The following is a 19995-nucleotide window of genomic DNA, read 5'->3' on the forward strand; positions in this document are numbered from 1 at the left end:
GGCTGTGACAGGTCGGCGGAACGCCGCGTCCCATGGCCGACACAAGCGGTCCGGCGGGCCGTCCGGCGCTGCCATACTCCCTGGTGGTCGGGTCGTTCCTCGGGCAGCGCCGCAACGGTGTCCCTTGTGGATCCTCATGACGGTCCCCCTGCGGCGTGGCGGAGAACTACAGTGACGTAGTTTTGGCGCTCAAGATCCCTGGGGAGGGCGAGCCGAGATGATGGGTCCGTCGCACGCGCTGTCCGGCGCAGCGGTATGGCTGAGCGGGTCCTGGGCGCTCCAGCACTTCTACGACTACGAGCAGTCGCCGCTGGCGTTGGCCGTCGGCACCGCTGTCTGCGCCGGTGCGGCACTGCTGCCGGACATCGACCTCTCCGGCAAGGTGACCCGCAACCGGGGCGGCGCGACCGTGGCCCGCACCTTCGGCGTCTTCTCGCTGTTCGTCGCCGAGGTGGTGGAGAAGATCTCGCTGGGCGTCTACTACGCCACCAAGCTCAGCCGGGACCCGAAACGCAACAACGGCCACCGGACGCTGACCCACACCATCCCGTTCACGGTGCTGGTCGGCTGGGGCACCACCACGCTCTGCGTCCAGTACGGCAAGTGGGCCGTCATCGGCATCCTGTTCTTCATGATCGGTCTGGCGCTGCGGGGCCTGTTCGACAAGTGGGCCGCGCGCGCCGGCTGGGTCATCGTCACGCTGGTCTCGGCCGGCGCCGCCGTGTTCACCGCTGTCAACCTGCCCGGTGATCGCGGGTATCCGATGATCGGCCTGGCGGTCGGGGTGGGTTCGTTCGTGCACATCCTCGGCGACATGATCACCCGGGCCGGCGTACCGATCCTGTGGCCGATTCCGATCAAACGGCGGATGTGGACGCCGATCAGCCTGCCCGACAAGATCGCGATGCGGGCCGGCGGACGGACCGAGACCGTCTTCGTGCGTACCGGGCTCATGGTCGTCTCGACACTGGCCGCGTTGGGCCTGGTCGCCCCGTCGGTGCTGGAGAAGTTCCACCTCGACATCTGATCTCGTCGAGGCCGGGCCGGCGGCCGTCGCTGGGGACGCACCGCCACCAGCCGCCGATCATGGAGTGGTGGCTGAAGGATTGCCCCGACAGGTGGCATTTGTGAGCACCACACGTCCATGATCGGCGGGTAAGTGGGGTGCGGCGGCGGGCGTCCGGGGCTGCGACGTCGGTTCGTCATTGGCTATTGACGTGGCTGTAACACGTGACCTACCTTCTGTCGAACCGCTTAGTCGAAGCGTTTCGACGAGCCCGTGTGGGGAGGTGCCGTGGCCACCATGCAGGACGTGGCGCGCCTCGCCCGGGTCTCGGTCAGCACCGTGTCGTACGTGCTCACCGGCACCCGCCCGATCTCCCAGGCCACCCGGGACAAGGTCCTCGCCGCGATGGCCGCGCTCGACTACCAGCCCAACGCCATGGCCCGTGGACTGGCCAGCCGACGTAGCCGCATCCTCGGCCTGCTGCTGCCGATGGACGAGCGGGGTCTGGGCGCCACCGAGACGGCCTTCGTCACCGGTGCGGCGGCCGCCGCCGGTGCGGCCGGGTACCACCTGGTGCTCTCCCCCATCGGCGTCGGCGACCTCGACGAGTTGCGCCGGCTGGCCAGCCAGCGGATGCTCGACGGCGCGCTGCTGATGGAGGTGCAGCTCCACGATCCCCGGGTCGACGTGTTGCGGGAGGTCGGCGTACCGCTGGTGCTCATCGGTCGCACCGCGGACACCACCGGATTGTCCTACGTGGACATCGACTTCGCGCAGACCGTCCAGGAGGCCGTCGGCCACCTGGTCGACCTCGGGCACCGCCGGATCGTCTACGTCAACCACTCCGCCGAGACCCTGGCCGAGGGGTACGGCCCGGCGCTGCGCACCCGCGACGCGTTCACCTCGGCGATGACCGGACACGGTCTGGAGCCGTTGATGATCCCCGCCGAGGACAGCGCCGCCGGGGGCCGGGCCGCACTGGACACCGCGCTGCGGCAGGTGCCCGACCTGACCGCGATCCTGGCGATGAACGAGAGCGCCGTCTTCGGCCTGCTCGGCGAGTTGGCCACCCGGGGTCGGACGGTCCCCGACGACGTCTCGGTCGTCTCGATGGTCACCTCGCCCCAGGTCGCCGAACTGGCCACGCCCGCACTGACCGCGATGAACTCGCCCGGGTCGGCGGTGGGGCGGATCGCCATCGAGACGCTGCTGCGTCACGTCGACGGCGGTGGCGACGAGATCCGCCAACAACTGTTGCCGTGCGCGTTGGAGGTCCGCGGATCCAGCGCTCCGCCGCGTACGGCCGGCACGAGTGACACGGGGGCCGGCGGCGACCAGCCGGCTCCGGGCAGTGAAGCAGCCCGCCGTCGCGCTGCCACGCGACGACGGGCTTGAGGAGTACCGGCTCGATACTCACCAGGGAGACTAGCAATGCGACGATTCCGCAGCGTAGCCGTGGCGGCCACGGTGGCCGCGCTCACGGCGACGAGCCTGGCCGCCTGCGGCGGTGACGGGGACGACAGTGGGGCGAACGTCCTCAAACTCTGGCACTACGAGAGCGCCAACAGTGCGATGGGCATCGCCTGGGACCGGGCGATCGAGATCTTCAAGGACGAACACCCCGGGGTCGAGGTGCGCTTCGAGCGCAAGGCGTTCGAGCAGATCCAGCAGAACGCCGGCATGATCATCAACTCGGCCGAGGGCCCCGACATCATGGAGTACAACAAGGGCAACGCCACCGCCGGGTTGCTCTCCTCGCAGGGCCTGCTCACCGACCTGACCGCCGAGGCCACCGAGCGCGGCTGGGACAAGGCGCTGAGCCCCAGCCTGCAGACCACCGCCAAGTACGACAACGGCGTGATGGGCTCGGGCAACTGGTACGGCGTACCCAACTACGGCGAGTACGTGATGGTCTACTACAACAAGGAGCTCTTCACCGAGCACGGCGTCACCGTGCCGACGACGCTGGCCGAGATGACCGCCGCGATGGACACCTTCGTCGCCAAGGGCGTCACGCCGCTGGGCATGTCCGGCGCCGAGTACCCGGCCGGTCAGCTCTTCTACCAGCTCGCGCTCTCCCGCGCGGACCGCACCTTCGTCAACGACTACCAGCTCTACGCCAACCCGGTGGACTTCAAGGCCGACCCGCTCAGGTACGGCGCACAGACCTTCGCCGAGTGGGTCGGCAAGGGCTACATCGCCAAGGACTCGGCCAGCCTCAAGGCCGAGGACATGGGCACCTCGTTCATCTCCGGCAAGGTCCCGATGATCGTCTCCGGTAGCTGGTGGTACGGCCGGTTCAAGAGCGAGATCTCCTACGACTGGGACAGCTTCCTCTTCCCCGGCAACACGATGCACGCCGGCTCCTCCGGCAACCTCTGGGTGGTCCCGGAGACCAGCAAGGCCAAGAACCTGGCGTACGACTTCATCGACATCACCATGCGGCCGGAGATCCAGGCGCTGATCGGCAACAACGGGGGCGTGCCGGTGGCCGGTGACCCGGCCGCGATCAGCGACGAGAAGGACCGCAAGCTGATCGAGAACTTCAACACCATCAGCGGCCAGGACGGCCTGGCCTTCTATCCGGACTGGCCGGTGCCCGGCTACTACGACGTGCTGGTCTCCGGCTTCCAGGGCCTGATCAACCAGTCCAGGTCGCCCGAGCAGGTCCTCGACGCGATCGCCAAGCCCTACCAGGACGGCGTCGCGGAGATCACGCGCGACTGAGCGGCGGCCGGGGCGGGCGTACCCGTCGGCGTCACCCGAGGCGGTGACGCCCGCCCCACCGTGGAAGGACTCCCATGGCAGTGCCCGACACCGTCGCCGCCCGCCCGGGGGCGACCCCGTCTCCCCCGACGGGCAGGACCCCGCGCCGACCCCGACGCCCCGACGCCGGCTACTGGCTCTACCTGTTGCCCGGTGCGGCGCTGTTCCTGCTCGTCATCGGCGGCCCGCTGGTCTACACCGGCTACCTCTCCCTGACCAAGTGGTCCGGCGTCGGCGACCCCAGCTTCATCGGCCTGGACAACTACCGCACCCTGCTCACCGACGACGTCTTCTGGACCTCGTTCACGAACACCATCGCGATGATCGTCGCGATGGTGGTGCTGCCCACCCTGATCGGCCTGGTCCTGGCGGCCGTCCTGTTCGACACCATCGGACGTCGCTTCCGCCCGCGTACCGCCGCCGCACTGCGGGCCGCCTTCTATCTGCCGCAGGTGCTGCCGGTCGTGGTGGCCGGCATCGTCTGGGGCTGGATCCTGCGCCCCGACGGCGCGCTCAACGGGCTGCTCGACGCCATCGGACTCGGCACGCTGAGCCACGACTGGCTCGGTGACCCGGACACCGCCCTGCCGATGGTGATGGCCGTGATGATCTGGGTGCAGCTCGGCTACCCGGTGGTCGTCTTCATGGCGGCGCTGGAACGGGTCAACCCCGAGCTGTACGAGGCGGCGGAGATCGACGGCGCCGGCTGGTGGCGACGGTTCCGCGCGATCACCCTCCCGCAGATCCGGCCGGAGACCTTCGTGGTCGGCCTCACCTGCACCATCGCCGCGATGAAGGTGTTCGGCCCGATCTACGCGCTGACCCGGGGCGGCCCGGAGAACGCCACAAACGTGCCCTCCTACTTCGCCTACTTCACCTTCTTCAAGCGGCTCAACGTCGGCTACGGCTCGGCGATCTCGATGGTGCTGACACTGATCATCGTCGTGGTGGCGGTGCTGTTCATCCGGGCGCAGAACCGTGCCGAACGCCGCGACGGAGGAATCTGATGGCCGTCACGCTCACCCCACCCCGCACCGGCGGCCGTACCCGCCGGGTTCCCGACCGGCACCACCGGGGCGTCACCCGCTGGATCGTGCTGGCCCTGGTCACCGTCGCCGCGCTGGTGATGCTGGTGCCGTTCGCGTTCATGCTGCTCAACGCGTTCAAGTCGCCCGGCGACTACTCGACCAACGGCCCGCTGAGCTGGCCGACCGAGTTCTACACGACCGGGCTGCGCACCTACTGGGAGCAGGTCGACTTCCCGGTCAAACTGTGGAACTCGATCCTCATCTCCGGCTCCGTCGCGGTGCTCGCCGTGGTCGTCTCCCTGCTCAGCGCGTACGCGCTCGGCATCGGCCGGGTCCGGGGCCGGCTCTGGATCATCGGGCTGTTCCTGCTGGCCAACATGCTGCCGCAGGAAGCCCTGATCTATCCGCTGTACCACTTCGCCAAGGAGGCCGGGCTCTACAACACCCGACTGGCGGTGATCATCATCTTCACCGTCATCCAGGCCGCCTTCGGCACGTACCTGCTCGCCTCGGTGCTCAGCACCTTCCCGCGCCCGCTGCTGGAGGCCGCCGCGCTCGACGGGGCCGGCAAGTGGCGGATCCTGTGGCGGGTCGTGCTGCCCAACGTCCGGCCCACCATCTCGGTGCTGCTGGTCTTCTTCTTCATCTGGACCTGGAACGAGTTCCTCATCCCCCTGGTCATGCTGATCGACAACCAGACCCAGACCATCCCGGTCGCGCTCGCCTCGTTGCAGGGCGACCGGCTGATGGACGCCCCCACCACCAACGCCGGCGCGCTGCTCAGTCTCCTCCCGGCGATCCTGTTCTTCCTCGTCTTCCAGCGCACCCTGGCGCGCGGCATCACGGCAGGAGCCGACAAGTGAAGTTCACCGACGGATACTGGCAACTGCGTCCCGGGGTGAGCGTGCTGCGCCCCGGCACGGTCGAGTCGGTGGAGCCGGACGAGCGGTCCTTCACCGTCTTCGCCCCGATCGGCAGGATCACCGGACGCGGCGACACCCTGAACCGCCCGGTGGTCACCGTACGCTTCTTCTCCCCCGCCCCCGGCGTGGTCGGGGTGACCGTCGGACACCATTCCGGCGGGCTCCCCAAGCAGCCCCGCTTCGCCCTCGCCGACAGCACCGCACACCCGGTGCACGTGGAGGTCACCGGGCTCAGCGCGCGGTTGACCACCGGCGAGATGACCGTGCGGGTGGCGCTGACCGGCCCGTGGCGGGTCGACTTCCTGCGCGGCGACAAGCTGGTCACCTCCTCCACCGAACGCAGCATCGGCGTGGTCACCGACGCCGAGGGCCACAAGTACGTGCACGACCGGCTCTCGCTCGGCGTCGGCGAGACGATCTACGGCCTGGGCGAGCGCTTCGGCGCGTACGTCAAGAACGGCCAGACGGTCGACATCTGGAACGCCGACGGCGGCACCGCCAGCGAGCAGGCGTACAAGAACGTGCCGTTCTATCTCAGCAGCGCCGGGTACGGGGTGTTCGTGGACCACCCCGAACACGTGTCGTTCGAGGTGGGCTCCGAGGTGGTGTCGCAGACCCAGTTCAGCGTGCCGGGGCAGTCCCTGACGTACCACGTGATCGACGGCCCCACCCCGAAGGACGTGCTGCGCCGCTACACGGCGCTGACCGGTCGCCCGGCCCGGGTGCCGGCCTGGTCGTACGGGCTGTGGCTGTCCACCTCGTTCACCACCTCCTACGACGAGAAGACGGTCACCGAGTTCATCGACGGGATGGCCGAGCGGGACCTGCCGCTGTCGGTGTTCCACTTCGACTGCTTCTGGATGCGGCAGTTCCACTGGGTCGACTTCATCTGGGACCCGGCGACCTTCCCGGACCCGGAGGGGATGCTGCGCCGGCTGCACGAACGCGGCCTCAAGGTCTGCGTCTGGATCAACCCGTACATCGCCCAGCGGTCCTACCTCTTCGAGGAGGGCCGGCAGGCCGGCTATCTGGTCCGCAACCCGGACGGGTCGGTCTGGCAGTGGGACAAGTGGCAGGCCGGGATGGCGCTGGTCGACTTCACCAACCCGGACGCGGTCCGGTGGTACGCCGACAAGCTGAAGGTGCTGCTGGACATGGGCGTCGACTGCTTCAAGACCGACTTCGGCGAGCGCATCCCGACCGACGTGGTCTGGCACGACGGCGCCGACCCGCAGCGGATGCACAACTACTACTCCCACCTCTACAACAAGGCCGTCTTCGAGCTGTTGACGGCCGAACGCGGCGAGGGCGAGGCGGTCGTCTTCGCCCGCTCCGCCACGGCGGGCGGTCAGCAGTTCCCGGTGCACTGGGGTGGCGACTGCGAGTCCACCTTCGTGGCGATGGCCGAGTCGCTGCGCGGCGGCCTGTCGCTGGCCGCGTCGGGCTTCGGCTACTGGAGCCACGACATCGGCGGCTTCGAGGGCACGCCCGACCCGGCGGTGTTCAAGCGGTGGATCGCCTTCGGGCTGCTCTCCTCGCACTCGCGGCTGCACGGCTCCGGCTCGTACCGGGTGCCGTGGGCGTACGACGACGAGGCCGTCGACGTGCTGCGCCGGTTCACCCGGCTCAAGATGTCGCTGATGCCGTACCTGGCGGCAGCGGCCGACGAGGCGCACCGCGAGGGCGTACCGGTGATGCGGCCGATGATCCTGGAGTTCCCGGACGACCCGACCGCCGCGTACCTGGACCGGCAGTACATGCTCGGCCCGGACCTGCTGGTCGCCCCGGTGATGAGCGCCGACGGTCAGGTCACCTACTACGTGCCGGCCGGCACCTGGACCCACCTGACCAGCGGCGCACAGGTCACCGGCCCGGGCTGGGTCACCGAGAAGCACGGCTTCGACAGCGTCCCGGTGCTGGCCCGGCCCGGCTCGGTCATCCCGTTCGGGACGGTCACCGACCGGCCCGACTACCGCTGGGCGGACGACGTCACCCTGCGCCTGTACGCTCCGGCACCGGGCCAGCGGACCCGGGTACGCGTGCCCGCGCCCGACCGTGGGTCCGGCACGGAGTTCGAGGTGTACCACCGCGACGGGACGGCCACCGCCGAGGTGGTGGCGGGCGACTCGTCGGGGTACCGCTGCGAGGTCACGGAGGTGACGAAGTGAGTGATGTCGTGTTCCCTGAGGGCTTTGTCTGGGGGTCGGCCACGGCCGCGTACCAGATCGAGGGGGCAGCCCGGGTGGACGGCCGTGGACCGTCGATCTGGGACACCTACAGCCACACACCGGGACGCACCCTGAACGGGGACACCGGCGACGTCGCCGCCGACCACTACCACCGGTGGGAGTCCGACCTGGACCACATCGCCGCGCTCGGGCTGGACGCGTACCGCTTCTCCATCGCCTGGCCCCGGGTGCAGCCCGGCGGCTCCGGCCCGGTCAACCAGGCCGGCGTGGACTTCTACTCCCGGCTGGTGGACGGGCTGCTGGAGCGCGGGGTCCAGCCGGTCGCCACGCTCTACCACTGGGACCTGCCGCAGGAGTTGGAGGACGCCGGCGGCTGGCCGGAGCGGGACACCGCGCTGCGCTTCGCCGACTACGCCACGGCGATCGTCGGGGCGCTGGGCGACCGGGTGCACACCTGGACCACGTTCAACGAGCCGTGGTGCTCGGCGTACCTCGGATACGCCTCCGGCGTACACGCGCCGGGACGCACCGAACCGGAGGCGGCGCTGCGCGCCGTACACCACCTGAACCTGGCTCACGGTCTGGCCGGCCGGGTGATCCGCGACCTGGCTCCGGCGGCGCGGCTGTCGGTCACGCTGAACCTGCACGTGATCCGTCCGGCCTCGGATTCGGCGGCCGACGCCGACGCGGTACGCCGCACCGACGCGCTGGCCAACCGGGCCTTCCTCGGCCCGATGCTCGACGGCGCGTACCCGGCCGACCTGCTCGCCGACACGGCGGCGGTCACCGACTGGTCGTTCGTACGCGACGGCGACGAGCGCACCGCGGCCGTCCCGCTCGACGTGCTCGGCGTCAACTACTACTCGACCACCCTGGTCCGCACCTGGGACGGCGTCTCGGCCCGGTCGAGCGCGGACGGCCACGGCCGGTCGGCGCACTCCGCCTGGGTCGGCGCCGACCGGGTCGACTTCCTTCCCCAGCCGGGCCCGTACACGGCGATGGGATGGAACATCGAGCCGGCCGGCCTGACCGAGCTGCTGCTGCGGCTGCACCGCGAGTACCCCAACCTGCCGCTGATGATCACCGAGAACGGCGCCGCCTTCGACGACGTGGTCTCGCCCGACGGCGCGGTGCACGACGACCGCCGCGTCGACTACCTGCGCCGGCACATCGCCGCGACGCACGACGCGATGGCGGCGGGTGTCGACGTGCGGGGCTACTTCGTCTGGTCGCTGCTGGACAACTTCGAGTGGGCGTACGGCTACGACCGCCGCTTCGGGATCATCCGCGTCGACTACGACACCCAGGAACGCCTCTGGAAGGACAGTGCCCACTGGTACCAGCACCTGGCGACGACAGACCGACTGGACCGCCACCCCTAAATGCTCAAATCATTTCGGCATTAGCTGGGGATTATCCTATGATTGAGTCATGCTGTACCGGACGCCGGAGCTGACCCAGGACGACAAACGCGTTCTCGGCGAACTGGAGACGATGCGTGAAGCCCTTCGTTACCAGGTCGCCGAGCCGCGCCGGTGGAGCGGCCAGCTCCGCAGGACCCTGATCGCCCACGCCATCCAGGGGTCGAACTCGATCGAGGGGTATCAAGTCGGCCTCGACGACGCGGTGGCGGCCGTCGCGGGCGAGGAACCGATGGAAACGAGTCCGAACACGTGGGACGTGATCACCGGATACCGCGACGCCCTCACCTACGTGCAGCAGCTCGGACACTCCCGGGAGTTCGCCTGGCAACACATGCTCCTCGACGCGCTGCACTTCATGATGATGCGGCACGACCTCACCAAATGGCCGGGTCGGTACCGGCCCGGTGACATCTACGTCGACGAGGCCCACACCGGACGGCGGGTCTACACCGGCCCTGACCCGGACCACGTTCCCGCTCTGATCTCCGAGTTGATGGCCTGGCTGGCGGACGGGGAGCCGGAGGTCCCGCTGCTCGTGCGCGCATCGATGGCCCACCTCAACCTGGTGAAGATCCATCCGTGGCGGGACGGAAACGGACGGATGTCACGATGTCTGCACACCCTGGTCCTCGCCAGGGACGGCGTGCTGGCTCCGGAGTTCTCGTCGATCGAGGAGTGGCTGGGCGCCGGGCGGAACACCTACGCCTACTACGACGTACTCGCCGAGATCGGCGGCGCGACCTGGCAGCCGGACACCGACACCGGGCCGTGGATCCGGTTCTGCCTCAGCGCCCACCATCAGCAGGCCCAACTGGTTCGGCAACGGATCGACCAGGCCGCCCGCCTGTGGGATCTGCTCGACGGCTGGGCTGGCCGACACGCGCTGCCCGAACGGGTCGTCAGCGCCCTGCAACTGGCGGCCACCGGCGGCCGGGTCCGCCGAACGGTGTACCAACACGACGAGGGCCTCACGGACGACCAGGCCATCCGTGATCTTCGGGCGCTGGTCAAGGTGGGTCTACTCGAACAGCGTGGCCAGACGCGCGGGAGGCACTACGTCGCCTCGACGACGCTCAGGGACTTGGCCGCACCGGCACTACGCCCCAAGGAGATCGTCGACCCGTACCAGCAGTGACCTGTCCCGGCCGACACAGCCAACAGGTCGGTCAGACGCCGACGCGCTGCTCGGGCACGGTCAGGCCGTACAGCGCCATCAGTTCGGGGGTGTCCACCCGACTGCCGTCGGCCACCGAGTCGCAGGCGATGTCGACGATCTGGTCCTTGTGCGCCAGCAGGTAGGGCCGGGCACCGACGTCGGCACTGGCCAGGGTGGCGATGCCCGGCCAGTGCCGACGGCCGAACAGCATCGGGTAGCCGCGCAGCCCGTTGTAGGTGGCGCAGACCAGCACGTCGGGAAAGGGCAGCGCGGTGACCCGACGGATCGCCTCGGCGGTCAGCCCGGGCATGTCGACGGGGACCACCACCGCGGCCTCCACCCGGTCGTCGTCGATGCCGGCCAGGCCGGCACGGATGGACGAGCCGACTCCGGTGCCCCACGCCCGGTTGACCACCACCGTGGCGTGGTCCAGGTGCGCGGTGTCACGGACCTGGTCGGCGGCGGCGCCGAGGACGACGACGATCTGCCCGCAGCCCGCCTCCGTCAGCGTGTCGATCATCTGGTCGACCAGGGGTTTGTCACCCTGGTGCAGCAGGGCCTCGGGGCCGCCGATACGACGGCCACCTCCCGCCGCGATGATCATTCCTGCGATCCGGTTCAGAACCGCGCTCCCTCCAGTGTGGGACCGGGTGAGCACCGTGGCGCTGTCCGTCCCGTCCGACGCACATCGTTTGCAACGAGCACGGACGGAGGAGAGTGGCGGGGCAAATAGGATAAATTAGGTAACACGCTCATCCTTCGGTGCGCGTCGGACGTATGCCGCACCCGTCGACCCGATCCCCCTGACGGATCGGCTCAGCCAGGCACCGGCAACGCGCCACCGACCCGGATGGGACCGTACGCGTCCCGCAACCGACCGCCCGTACGCCGATTGGCCACCGCCACCACCTCGGCCAGCATGGACAAAGCGGTCTCGGCCAGCGAGTCCCCGCCGAGATCCAGGCCCGCCGGACCGGCGAGCCGGTCGAGACCGGCGAGACCACCCAACCGGGCCAACCGTCGATCATGCGTCTCCCGGCTCCCCAGCACCCCCACATGACCGGCCCGGCCGGACAACGCGGCCCTGATCGCGCGATCGTCGATGCGCGGGTCGTGGGTCAGCACCAGCACCGCGTCGCGAGGCCCGACCGGGGCAGCGGACAGCCACCGGTCGGGCCAGTCGCAGACCACCTCGTCGGCCGCCGGCGCCCGCTCCCGACAGGCGTACGCGGGTCGCGGGTCGACCACCGTCACCCGGTAACCCATCGGCACGGCCAGCGCGGCCACCGCGGCGGCCAGATCCGTCGCACCGACCAGCACCAGGAGCGGGCCGGGACGCCACTGCTCGACGAAGCACTCCTCATCGGCGGGCAGCCCGTCCCGGCTCGCCGCGACCGACCAGTCGAACGGCTCCCGCAACGCGACGGCCACCGCCAGCGGACGGCGCGCGGCCAACGCGGCACCGATGGTCGCGTACACCGCGCCGGTGGGCGCCGGCGCGATCAGCACCCCCAACTCGGCGACGCAGGCGGGCGCGGCCTCCCAGGGCATCAACTCCGCGGCGGGAGTGACCGCCGTCAGACGGGGGCGGGCACCGTCGAGCACCGCGCGGGCCTCCGCCAGCAGGGCCCCCTCCACGCAACCACCGGAGACCGAGCCGACCCAACCGCCGTCGGCGGCGACCGCCATGGTGGCGCCCAGCGGCCGGGAGCCGGGGCCGGTCCGCCGTACCAGCCGGGCCAGCACGACCCGCTGCCCGGCCGCGTACCGCCGCTCGACGAACGGCCACACCTCCGCCAACATCCGCCGACACCCCCAGACGTCGTTGCATACCTTTCTATCGCTTTTAACGACTTTGGGCGTTACGGATCCGTTTAATAGCGTTAACTCGCCGACCCACGATCCTCCGGGGGACGACCGCATGGACACCGAGATCGCACTCCGCGTGGACGGCGCCGACCACCGGCTCACCGTCGACACCCGCACCACCCTGCTCGACGCGCTGCGCGAACGACTGGGCAACACCAGCCCCAAAAAGGGCTGCGATCACGGCCAGTGCGGCGCCTGCACCGTGCTGCTCGACGGCCGACGCGCCAACAGCTGCCTCGCGCTGGCGGTGGCCCACGACGGCGCCGAGGTGATCACCGCCGCCGGACTCGCCCACGACGGTCGACTGCACCCCGTGCAGCAGAGCTTCATCGACCACGACGCCTTCCAGTGCGGCTACTGCACCCCGGGACAGATCGTCTCGGCGGTCGCCATGCTCGCCGAGGCGGCATCCGGGTGGCCCAGCGCGGTCACCGTACGCGACCCCGACCGCACCGACCCGGCCGCCCACGGGCCGGTCGACCTCACCGCCGACCCCGACGAGATCCGGGAACGGATGAGCGGCAACCTCTGCCGCTGCGCCGCGTACGCGAACATGATCCCGGCGATCCAGGAGGTGGCCCGGTCATGAGGCCCTTCCGGTACGCGCGCGCCACCGACCTGGCCGGCGCGGTCGCCCTGTTGGCCCGCTCGCCACAGGCGGCCTTCCTCGGCGGCGGCACCAACCTGGTGGACCTGATGAAGCTCGACGTGGCCCGCCCCGACCTCCTGGTCGACCTGCGGGACGTCACCTCCCGGAGCGTCACGGAGCTGCCCGACGGTGGCGTCCGCATCGGCGCGGGCGTCTCCAACAGCGACCTGGCCGCAGATCCGCTGATCCGGCGTCGCTACCCGGTCGTCGCGCAGGCGCTGCTCAACGGCGCCTCCACCCAGTTGCGCAACCTCGCCACAGTGGGCGGGAACCTGTTGCAACGCACCCGCTGTCCCTACTTCCAGGACGTCACCACGGCGTGCAACAAGCGCGCCCCGGGCACCGGCTGCTCCGCTGTCGAGGGACACCACCGCGACCTGGCGATCCTGGGCGTCTCCCCGGAGTGCATCGCCACCCACCCGTCGGACCTGGCCGTAGCGCTGGCCGCGATGGACGCCCTGGTGCAGACCACCGGGCCGGACGGCAGCCGCACCATCCCGCTGACCGAGCTACACCGACTGCCCGGATCGACACCTCAGACGGACACGGTGCTGGCCCACGGGGAACTGATCACCGCCGTCGACCTGCCTCCGCTGACCTTCGCCGCCCGCTCCTACTACCGCAAGATCCGCGACCGGGCCTCGTACGCGTTCGCCCTGGTCTCCGTCGCCGCCGCGCTCGACCTGGCCGACGGACGCATCCGCGACGTCCGGATCGCGCTGGGCGGCGTCGCGCACCGGCCGTGGCGGGCCACCCGCGCCGAGGACCTGCTGCGCGGCGGACCGCCCACGGAGGACAGACTGCACCGGGCCGCGGAGGCCGAGCTCGCCGACGCGCGACCGCTGCCGGAGAACGCCTTCAAGGTGCCGCTGGCCCGCAACGCCGTCGTGCGTACGCTGCTGGACCTGGCTGCGACGGGCCGGTAGGCGACGGGCCGATCCCGCGCACCGTCGCCGAGGCTTGGAACGACCTCGACCTTTCTCGTCAAGGGGGTCGGCCACTCTCTCGTGGTGTCCGCAGCCGCGTTCCCGAACACATGGACTCGCCGCCGACGGTTGCCGCATGGCAGGCTGCCATGAAGGGGTGATTCCACGGAACGCCCTATCCACTGACCCCGTCTCGCTCTGGGAAGGACAAGCGTGTCACGCCGCCTCTTTACGTCCGAATCGGTCACGGAAGGCCACCCGGACAAGATCGCTGATCAGATCAGTGACGGTATTCTCGATGCCCTGCTCACTCAGGATCCGCATAGCCGTGTGGCGGTGGAGACTCTGATCACGACTGGTCAGGTGCATGTGGCGGGTGAGGTGACGACGAAGGCGTATGCCGATATTCCGTCGATCGTGCGGGAGACGATTCTGGGTATCGGGTATGACTCGTCGAAGAAGGGTTTCGATGGGGCGTCGTGTGGGGTGAGTGTGTCGATTGGGGCGCAGTCGCCGGATATTGCGCAGGGTGTGGATAACGCCTTTGAGTTGCGGACGGGTTCGTCGGAGTCGGCGTTGGATGCGCAGGGTGCCGGTGATCAGGGGATGATGTTTGGTTTTGCGTGTTCGGAGACGCCGGAGTTGATGCCGTTGCCGATCGCGTTGGCGCATCGGTTGGCGCGTCGGTTGTCGGCGGTGCGGAAGGACGGGACGGTGCCGTATCTGCGTCCGGATGGTAAGACGCAGGTGACGATCGAGTATGAGGGTCTGCGTCCGGTGCGGTTGAACACGGTGGTGGTGTCGTCGCAGCATGCGGCGGACATCTCGTTGGAGTCGTTGTTGGCTCCGGATGTGCGGGAGCATGTGATCGGGCCGGAGTTGGAGGGCCTGGGGTTGGATGTTGAGGGGTATCGGTTGTTGGTGAATCCGACGGGCCGGTTTGAGATCGGTGGTCCGATGGGTGATGCGGGGTTGACGGGTCGGAAGATCATTGTGGATACCTATGGTGGGTATGCGCGGCATGGTGGTGGGGCGTTTTCGGGTAAGGATCCGTCGAAGGTGGATCGGTCGGCGGCGTATGCGATGCGGTGGGTGGCGAAGAACGTGGTGGCGGCGGGGTTGGCGGAGCGGTGTGAGGTGCAGGTGGCGTATGCGATCGGTAAGGCGCATCCGGTGAGTTTGTTCGTGGAGACGTTCGGTACGGAGACGGTGTCGGTGGCGTCGATCGAGCGGGCGGTGTCTGAGGTGTTCGATCTGCGTCCGGCGGCGATCATTCGGGATCTGCACCTGTTGCGTCCGATCTATGGGCAGACGGCGGCGTATGGGCATTTCGGTCGGGAGTTGCCGGATCTGACGTGGGAGAACACGGACCGGGCCGCCGACCTCAAGTCGGCCGCAGGAGCCTGACACAAGCGTGTCACGCCGCCTCTTTACGTCCGAATCGGTCACGGAAGGCCACCCGGACAAGATCGCTGATCAGATCAGTGACGGTATTCTCGATGCCCTGCTCACTCAGGATCCGCATAGCCGTGTGGCGGTGGAGACTCTGATCACGACTGGTCAGGTGCATGTGGCGGGTGAGGTGACGACGAAGGCGTATGCCGATATTCCGTCGATCGTGCGGGAGACGATTCTGGGTATCGGGTATGACTCGTCGAAGAAGGGTTTCGATGGGGCGTCGTGTGGGGTGAGTGTGTCGATTGGGGCGCAGTCGCCGGATATTGCGCAGGGTGTGGATAACGCCTTTGAGTTGCGGACGGGTTCGTCGGAGTCGGCGTTGGATGCGCAGGGTGCCGGTGATCAGGGGATGATGTTTGGTTTTGCGTGTTCGGAGACGCCGGAGTTGATGCCGTTGCCGATCGCGTTGGCGCATCGGTTGGCGCGTCGGTTGTCGGCGGTGCGGAAGGACGGGACGGTGCCGTATCTGCGTCCGGATGGTAAGACGCAGGTGACGATCGAGTATGAGGGTCTGCGTCCGGTGCGGTTGAACACGGTGGTGGTGTCGTCGCAGCATGCGGCGGACATCTCGTTGGAGTCGTTGTTGGCTCCGGATGTGCGGGAGCATGTGATCGGGCCGGAGTTGGAGGGCCTGGGGTTGGATGTTGAGGGGTATCGGTTGTTGGTGAATCCGACGGGCCGGTTTGAGATCGGTGGTCCGATGGGTGATGCGGGGTTGACGGGTCGGAAGATCATTGTGGATACCTATGGTGGGTATGCGCGGCATGGTGGTGGGGCGTTTTCGGGTAAGGATCCGTCGAAGGTGGATCGGTCGGCGGCGTATGCGATGCGGTGGGTGGCGAAGAACGTGGTGGCGGCGGGGTTGGCGGAGCGGTGTGAGGTGCAGGTGGCGTATGCGATCGGTAAGGCGCATCCGGTGAGTTTGTTCGTGGAGACGTTCGGTACGGAGACGGTGTCGGTGGCGTCGATCGAGCGGGCGGTGTCTGAGGTGTTCGATCTGCGTCCGGCGGCGATCATTCGGGATCTGCACCTGTTGCGTCCGATCTATGGGCAGACGGCGGCGTATGGGCATTTCGGTCGGGAGTTGCCGGATCTGACGTGGGAGAACACGGACCGGGCCGCCGACCTCAAGTCGGCCGCAGGAGCCTGACGACAAACACGAGAGGCCGGTCCCGGTCCCGGCGGCTGCCAGAGCCGCCGGGACCGGGACCGACGCCGTCCGGGTTACCCGGAGGTCGCCGGCCGCACCCGACACCCGAGCGTCCGTACCGGACAGTCGGGGCGATGCGGCCGGTGACCTGGTGATCTGAGGTTGTCAGTGCACGTTGGTGTTGGTGGCGCGGGTCGAGTCGACGAGCGCCTTCACCTTCGGCAGCCCTTCGACGTGGCTGCCCGCCTCGATCCGGGCCGACCAGTGGTCGTACCGGCCGCTGAGCTGCTCGGAGCGCAAGCTGGCAGCGCTGACGATGCAGGCGCTGATCGGATCCCGAGGTTTGCCCTCCACCTCGACCTGCTCACAGTCCACGCCGTAGCGCACCATTTCGTGCTGCGGTCGGAAGTCGAACTTGTCGTTGGCGCAGGGATCCCAGCCTTCCTGGACGCAGCCGGCGTAGTTCGCCAGGGCAAGCTGGAAGGTCTTGCCGAAGTGCAGGTTGTGCGACTGGTCGACGTCGGTGCGCGGCGCAGCCCAGTCGCCGGGCAGGCCGTGTTCGCCGAACAGAAGCGCATTCAGGGCGTCGTCGCGCTCCAGCGCGGAAGCCCAGCCCAACTCCGAGTACGCCTGGAGCAGCCGGATCGCGGTGGTCACCTCCTGGCCCCTCTCCCACAGCAGCCGGGCGTTGTCCCACTTGAATTCGACGGGCCGGTTCACCCCACTTCCGTTCACCATCACGGTGTAGAAGTACTTCTGCCGGCCGGCCAGCATGGCGGCGGCCTTGTTGTACGCGGTCTGGGCCACCGCGCCGATCGGCGGGACCGGCGCCGACTCGAAGGCCGTCCGGTAGCTGGCGTTCCAGCGTTCGTCGAGGAAGTACTTCTCGTCGTGGCAGTAGCCGCTCGGCTCGTTGTTCACCACCCGCATGGAGCAGAAGACCCCCACCGGGAAGACCTGGGTCGCCGTCTGGGCGTCCTGCCACTCACCGCCGTGCCAGCGGACCCGCGACCGGACGGTGATCTGCAGGTCGCCGCTGCTGGTCTGCAGCCGTGGCGTCTGGTTCTCCACGACGTTGACGAACTGCGCCTCGAAACAGGTCGCGAACTGCGGCCGCTTGTCGGTCGGCAGCCCGTGGTCGGCCAGGTGGAAGGGATTGGGCAGGGTGGAGCGCCGCAGGGTGGCCGGTATGGCACGGTTGCCGAGGTAGCCGGAGCAGGCGGGCATCGTGGAGGCCTCCGGAATCTTGGCCTCGATCGCCTGGTCTGGTTTGCCCCACAGGTCGTACTCGGGCATCGGGACGCCGACGCCGTTCCACATCACCGCTCCCCGGATGCCGTCGGCCTGCTTGGCCCAGCCCTCCATGGCGGTGCGATAGATGCCGACCAGTTCGGTGAACAGCTTGTTGGTACCGCCGCCCTCGCCCGGGGCACTGAACTGGCGGACCTGCTTGTTGATCTCGTCACCGGTGGTCGCGATCTCCGCCGCCCGATAGGCGAGGATCTGGCCCGCGAACTCCGGGTTCTGCAACTGCAGGATGTTGTAGGTGCGAGCCGCGGTGCCCCAGGCCGCCGGATTGGCCACCCGCGGGTTGGAATAGGGCAGATGGAACTCCTTGGCCGCCCACGTGGTCAGGTAGTTGATGGACGCCTCGGGCAGGTTCGTGTTGAGTACGGTGACCGGGTCGTCCAGGCTGGTTCCCTCGGGCACCGTGAAGGTGCCCGGGCTCATTGCCGTCGACGTGGCGAAGTCGAAGGTGGGCGCCTCCGCTTTCTCGTGGTAGTCGGAGTAACTTGCCATCGGTCGGCCGGTGATGGCCTCGTAGTGCACGTAGGTGTTGATCACCTTGTTCAGGTCACTCTTCGCGATTCCCTCGAGTGCAACGTGGATCGCCAGCGCCATCGAGTCCATCTTGCGCTCGATCGTCTGCAACTGGGTCGCGATCTCGCCGATCTTGGCCCTGACCTCCGCGACCGACTTCGACAGGTCTCCGAGCAGACCGACGAGGTCGCCGTACATGACGTTGAGCGCCGTCTCGATCCGGTCGAAGCGCTGGTCCATCCCCTTTGCCAGTTGGTCGATCCGGAGATGGAGCTTCTGGATCTCCGCCAGGATCATGGCGTGGGGATCGTCGTCCACCCCGGTGAAGAGCTTCACCAGGCTCATTCCCGCACCGAGCAGGTTCCCGGTCATCACCGCGGTACCCATCACACTCGCGGCCGTGCCCAGTCCCGCATTGAGCACCGTAGTCATGTACGTGTTGATCGCACTGACCGAGGTGACCATCGCATCGCCGACGATCTTCAGCTGACCGCCGAACTTCTCGTCGGTGAAGCCCATCAGGGTGGAGAGGATGCTGACCGACTTGCCAAGCCCCTCGAACAGGATCTTGTTGCTGTCGGTCTTCTGCTTCTCGGCGTTGCGGGTAGCCTCGTCTGGGCTGTTGCCGTGGATGAGGTAGGTCGTCGAGTAGTGAATCACCTCCGTGGTCCGGGTGTTCGCATTCTGGTCCAGCACCTGGAGCACCCGGGTGGCCTGCTGCTGCACGAACGACCGGTAGTTGTCCTTGTCACCGCGGGCCGCCTTGATCTGGGCCAGCGGCACGTAGTGACCGATCGTGCCGGGGTTGCTCGGCTGCGGCGGGTGGATCTGGATGGCGAGCAGGGCGGCCTCACTGGCCCGCACGCTGGTTCCGGTCCGGGCCGCGAACGCCGCGTCCCACCCGGTCGCCAGCGCCGCGTCGGTGGTGGCCGTCCGTCGCAGGGCGGCGAAGGTGGCGTCGGTGGCCCCTCGGATGTGCGCGTTCCACGCCGCATCCTGGAATCCGCCCCGCACCAGGTTCAGCGCGTCCTTGACCACATTGGCGCCCTGGACACCGACCGTGCTGGTCAGGATCTCGCGCAGATGCGGCCCGTTGAGCACCGGCGCGTCGCCGCCCTGCTCGTCCTTGTCCTTGACTCCGATCCCCGCTGCCACCGCCGACATCAGGGCGAAGCGGGACTTCGAGTCGCCGTCGCCGTCTGACACCGCCTTGTCGGCCCGGTTCCGGGTGAGCGCCACGTGCGCCGCGATCTGCTCGCTACTGGCGGAGGGGTTGACCCGCCGCCAGTCCAGCAGCTCGGCGGTGAGCACCGCGTTCTTGACGCCCGCCGTGTCCGGGCCGGTCAGCTGTACCGCCGCGCTGAAGAGCGCAGCGTGTGCCGCCGCGTCGTCGAACTCCACCGAGTCGTCGGCCTGGGCCGGCACCTGCGCGCCGGTCGCCACCATCACCCCGGCCAGGACGGCGGCCCAGCCACGCCACCACCGGCCTACGCCGGGTCGCGTTCTGATCCCAGATCTCATTCCTGTACGCACCACAGCTCCCTCACGGGGCAGGCCACACGCCTACGTCCCGCCGCTGACCGTCCCCCGCCCAGCGTCCCGAGGGACAGGGACAGGCATCCCTGTGTCC

At 68.7% G+C, this 19995-nt stretch carries 15 protein-coding genes; 12 read left to right on the top strand and 3 right to left on the bottom strand.

What is annotated here, in order from left to right; all coding sequences use genetic code 11:
• The first annotated feature begins 217 nt into the window (after positions 1-217).
• From HUT12_RS21975 to HUT12_RS22010, 8 genes are all read left to right on the top strand, one after another.
• A complete protein-coding gene (locus HUT12_RS21975) occupies positions 218-1027 on the top strand; it encodes a metal-dependent hydrolase (RefSeq protein ID WP_131053199.1) in 810 nt (269 codons plus the stop codon).
• Between the two features lie 276 nt (positions 1028-1303).
• The gene (locus tag HUT12_RS21980; protein WP_236145728.1) at positions 1304-2401 is read left to right on the top strand and encodes a LacI family DNA-binding transcriptional regulator; all 1098 of its coding nucleotides are present in this window, start codon (positions 1304-1306) and stop codon (positions 2399-2401) included.
• Between the two features lie 36 nt (positions 2402-2437).
• Complete coding sequence (locus tag HUT12_RS21985) at positions 2438-3733, top strand: ABC transporter substrate-binding protein (RefSeq protein ID WP_131053201.1); 1296 nt, start codon at positions 2438-2440, stop codon at positions 3731-3733.
• 74 nt (positions 3734-3807) lie between these two features.
• Positions 3808-4779: a carbohydrate ABC transporter permease gene (locus tag HUT12_RS21990; RefSeq protein WP_131053202.1), complete on the top strand. Its 972-nt coding sequence runs from the start codon at positions 3808-3810 to the stop codon at positions 4777-4779.
• Entirely contained in the window at positions 4779-5663 is an 885-nt protein-coding gene (locus tag HUT12_RS21995) for a carbohydrate ABC transporter permease (protein ID WP_131053203.1), read from the top strand. The genes HUT12_RS21990 and HUT12_RS21995 overlap by 1 nt, the downstream gene beginning before the upstream one ends.
• Complete coding sequence (gene yicI / locus HUT12_RS22000) at positions 5660-7891, top strand: alpha-xylosidase (protein ID WP_176094569.1); 2232 nt, start codon at positions 5660-5662, stop codon at positions 7889-7891. The genes HUT12_RS21995 and yicI overlap by 4 nt, the downstream gene beginning before the upstream one ends.
• A complete protein-coding gene (locus HUT12_RS22005; protein WP_176094570.1) occupies positions 7888-9294 on the top strand; it encodes a GH1 family beta-glucosidase in 1407 nt (468 codons plus the stop codon). The genes yicI and HUT12_RS22005 overlap by 4 nt, the downstream gene beginning before the upstream one ends.
• Positions 9295-9343: 49 nt before the next feature.
• Positions 9344-10471: a Fic family protein gene (locus tag HUT12_RS22010; protein ID WP_176094571.1), complete on the top strand. Its 1128-nt coding sequence runs from the start codon at positions 9344-9346 to the stop codon at positions 10469-10471.
• 31 nt (positions 10472-10502) lie between these two features.
• On the opposite strand, the gene HUT12_RS22015 is transcribed toward HUT12_RS22010, so the two are convergent.
• Both HUT12_RS22015 and HUT12_RS22020 read right to left on the bottom strand, forming a co-directional pair.
• Positions 10503-11096 (bottom strand): NTP transferase domain-containing protein, encoded by a 594-nt coding sequence (locus HUT12_RS22015; protein WP_131053206.1) that lies wholly within the window; start codon positions 11094-11096, stop codon positions 10503-10505.
• Between the two features lie 212 nt (positions 11097-11308).
• On the bottom strand, positions 11309-12295 hold the full coding sequence (locus HUT12_RS22020) for an XdhC family protein (protein ID WP_176094572.1): 987 nt from the start codon (positions 12293-12295) through the stop codon (positions 11309-11311).
• Positions 12296-12413: 118 nt separating this feature from the next.
• Between HUT12_RS22020 and HUT12_RS22025 the strand changes: the two genes are divergently transcribed.
• The 4 genes from HUT12_RS22025 (at position 12414) to metK (HUT12_RS22040) (ending at position 16544) form a co-directional block, all read left to right on the top strand.
• Complete coding sequence (locus HUT12_RS22025; protein ID WP_176094573.1) at positions 12414-12950, top strand: (2Fe-2S)-binding protein; 537 nt, start codon at positions 12414-12416, stop codon at positions 12948-12950.
• Positions 12947-13936, top strand: a complete 990-nt coding sequence (locus tag HUT12_RS22030) for a xanthine dehydrogenase family protein subunit M (protein WP_131053209.1) — start codon at positions 12947-12949, stop codon at positions 13934-13936. Before HUT12_RS22025 ends, HUT12_RS22030 begins: the two co-directional genes overlap by 4 nt.
• Positions 13937-14149: 213 nt before the next feature.
• Positions 14150-15343, top strand: a complete 1194-nt coding sequence (gene metK / locus HUT12_RS22035) for a methionine adenosyltransferase (RefSeq protein WP_176093308.1) — start codon at positions 14150-14152, stop codon at positions 15341-15343.
• A gap of 7 nt (positions 15344-15350) precedes the next feature.
• Positions 15351-16544 carry a methionine adenosyltransferase gene (gene metK / locus HUT12_RS22040; protein WP_176093308.1) on the top strand — a complete coding sequence of 398 codons (1194 nt, stop codon included), beginning with the start codon at positions 15351-15353 and terminating at the stop codon, positions 16542-16544.
• Positions 16545-16709: 165 nt separating this feature from the next.
• Here the strand turns inward: metK (HUT12_RS22040) and HUT12_RS22045 are convergent, their stop codons facing one another.
• Entirely contained in the window at positions 16710-19814 is a 3105-nt protein-coding gene (locus HUT12_RS22045) for a hypothetical protein (protein ID WP_176094574.1), read from the bottom strand.
• Positions 19815-19995 lie beyond the last annotated feature (181 nt).

It is taken from the genome of Verrucosispora sp. NA02020 (genome assembly GCF_013364215.1).
Classification (GTDB): domain Bacteria; phylum Actinomycetota; class Actinomycetes; order Mycobacteriales; family Micromonosporaceae; genus Micromonospora.

Bases quoted from the DNA above. Each gene is read 5' to 3' on its own strand.
- HUT12_RS21975 (WP_131053199.1), top strand. From the start codon at position 218: ATGATGGGTCCGTCGCACGCGCTGTCCGGCGCAGCGGTATGGCTGAGC.
- HUT12_RS21980 (WP_236145728.1), top strand. From the start codon at position 1,304: ATGCAGGACGTGGCGCGCCTCGCCCGGGTCTCGGTCAGCACCGTGTCG.
- HUT12_RS21985 (WP_131053201.1), top strand. From the start codon at position 2,438: ATGCGACGATTCCGCAGCGTAGCCGTGGCGGCCACGGTGGCCGCGCTC.
- HUT12_RS21990 (WP_131053202.1), top strand. From the start codon at position 3,808: ATGGCAGTGCCCGACACCGTCGCCGCCCGCCCGGGGGCGACCCCGTCT.
- HUT12_RS21995 (WP_131053203.1), top strand. From the start codon at position 4,779: ATGGCCGTCACGCTCACCCCACCCCGCACCGGCGGCCGTACCCGCCGG.
- HUT12_RS22010 (WP_176094571.1), top strand. From the start codon at position 9,344: ATGCTGTACCGGACGCCGGAGCTGACCCAGGACGACAAACGCGTTCTC.
- HUT12_RS22015 (WP_131053206.1), bottom strand. From the start codon at position 11,096: ATGATCATCGCGGCGGGAGGTGGCCGTCGTATCGGCGGCCCCGAGGCC.
- HUT12_RS22020 (WP_176094572.1), bottom strand. From the start codon at position 12,295: ATGTTGGCGGAGGTGTGGCCGTTCGTCGAGCGGCGGTACGCGGCCGGG.
- HUT12_RS22025 (WP_176094573.1), top strand. From the start codon at position 12,414: ATGGACACCGAGATCGCACTCCGCGTGGACGGCGCCGACCACCGGCTC.
- HUT12_RS22030 (WP_131053209.1), top strand. From the start codon at position 12,947: ATGAGGCCCTTCCGGTACGCGCGCGCCACCGACCTGGCCGGCGCGGTC.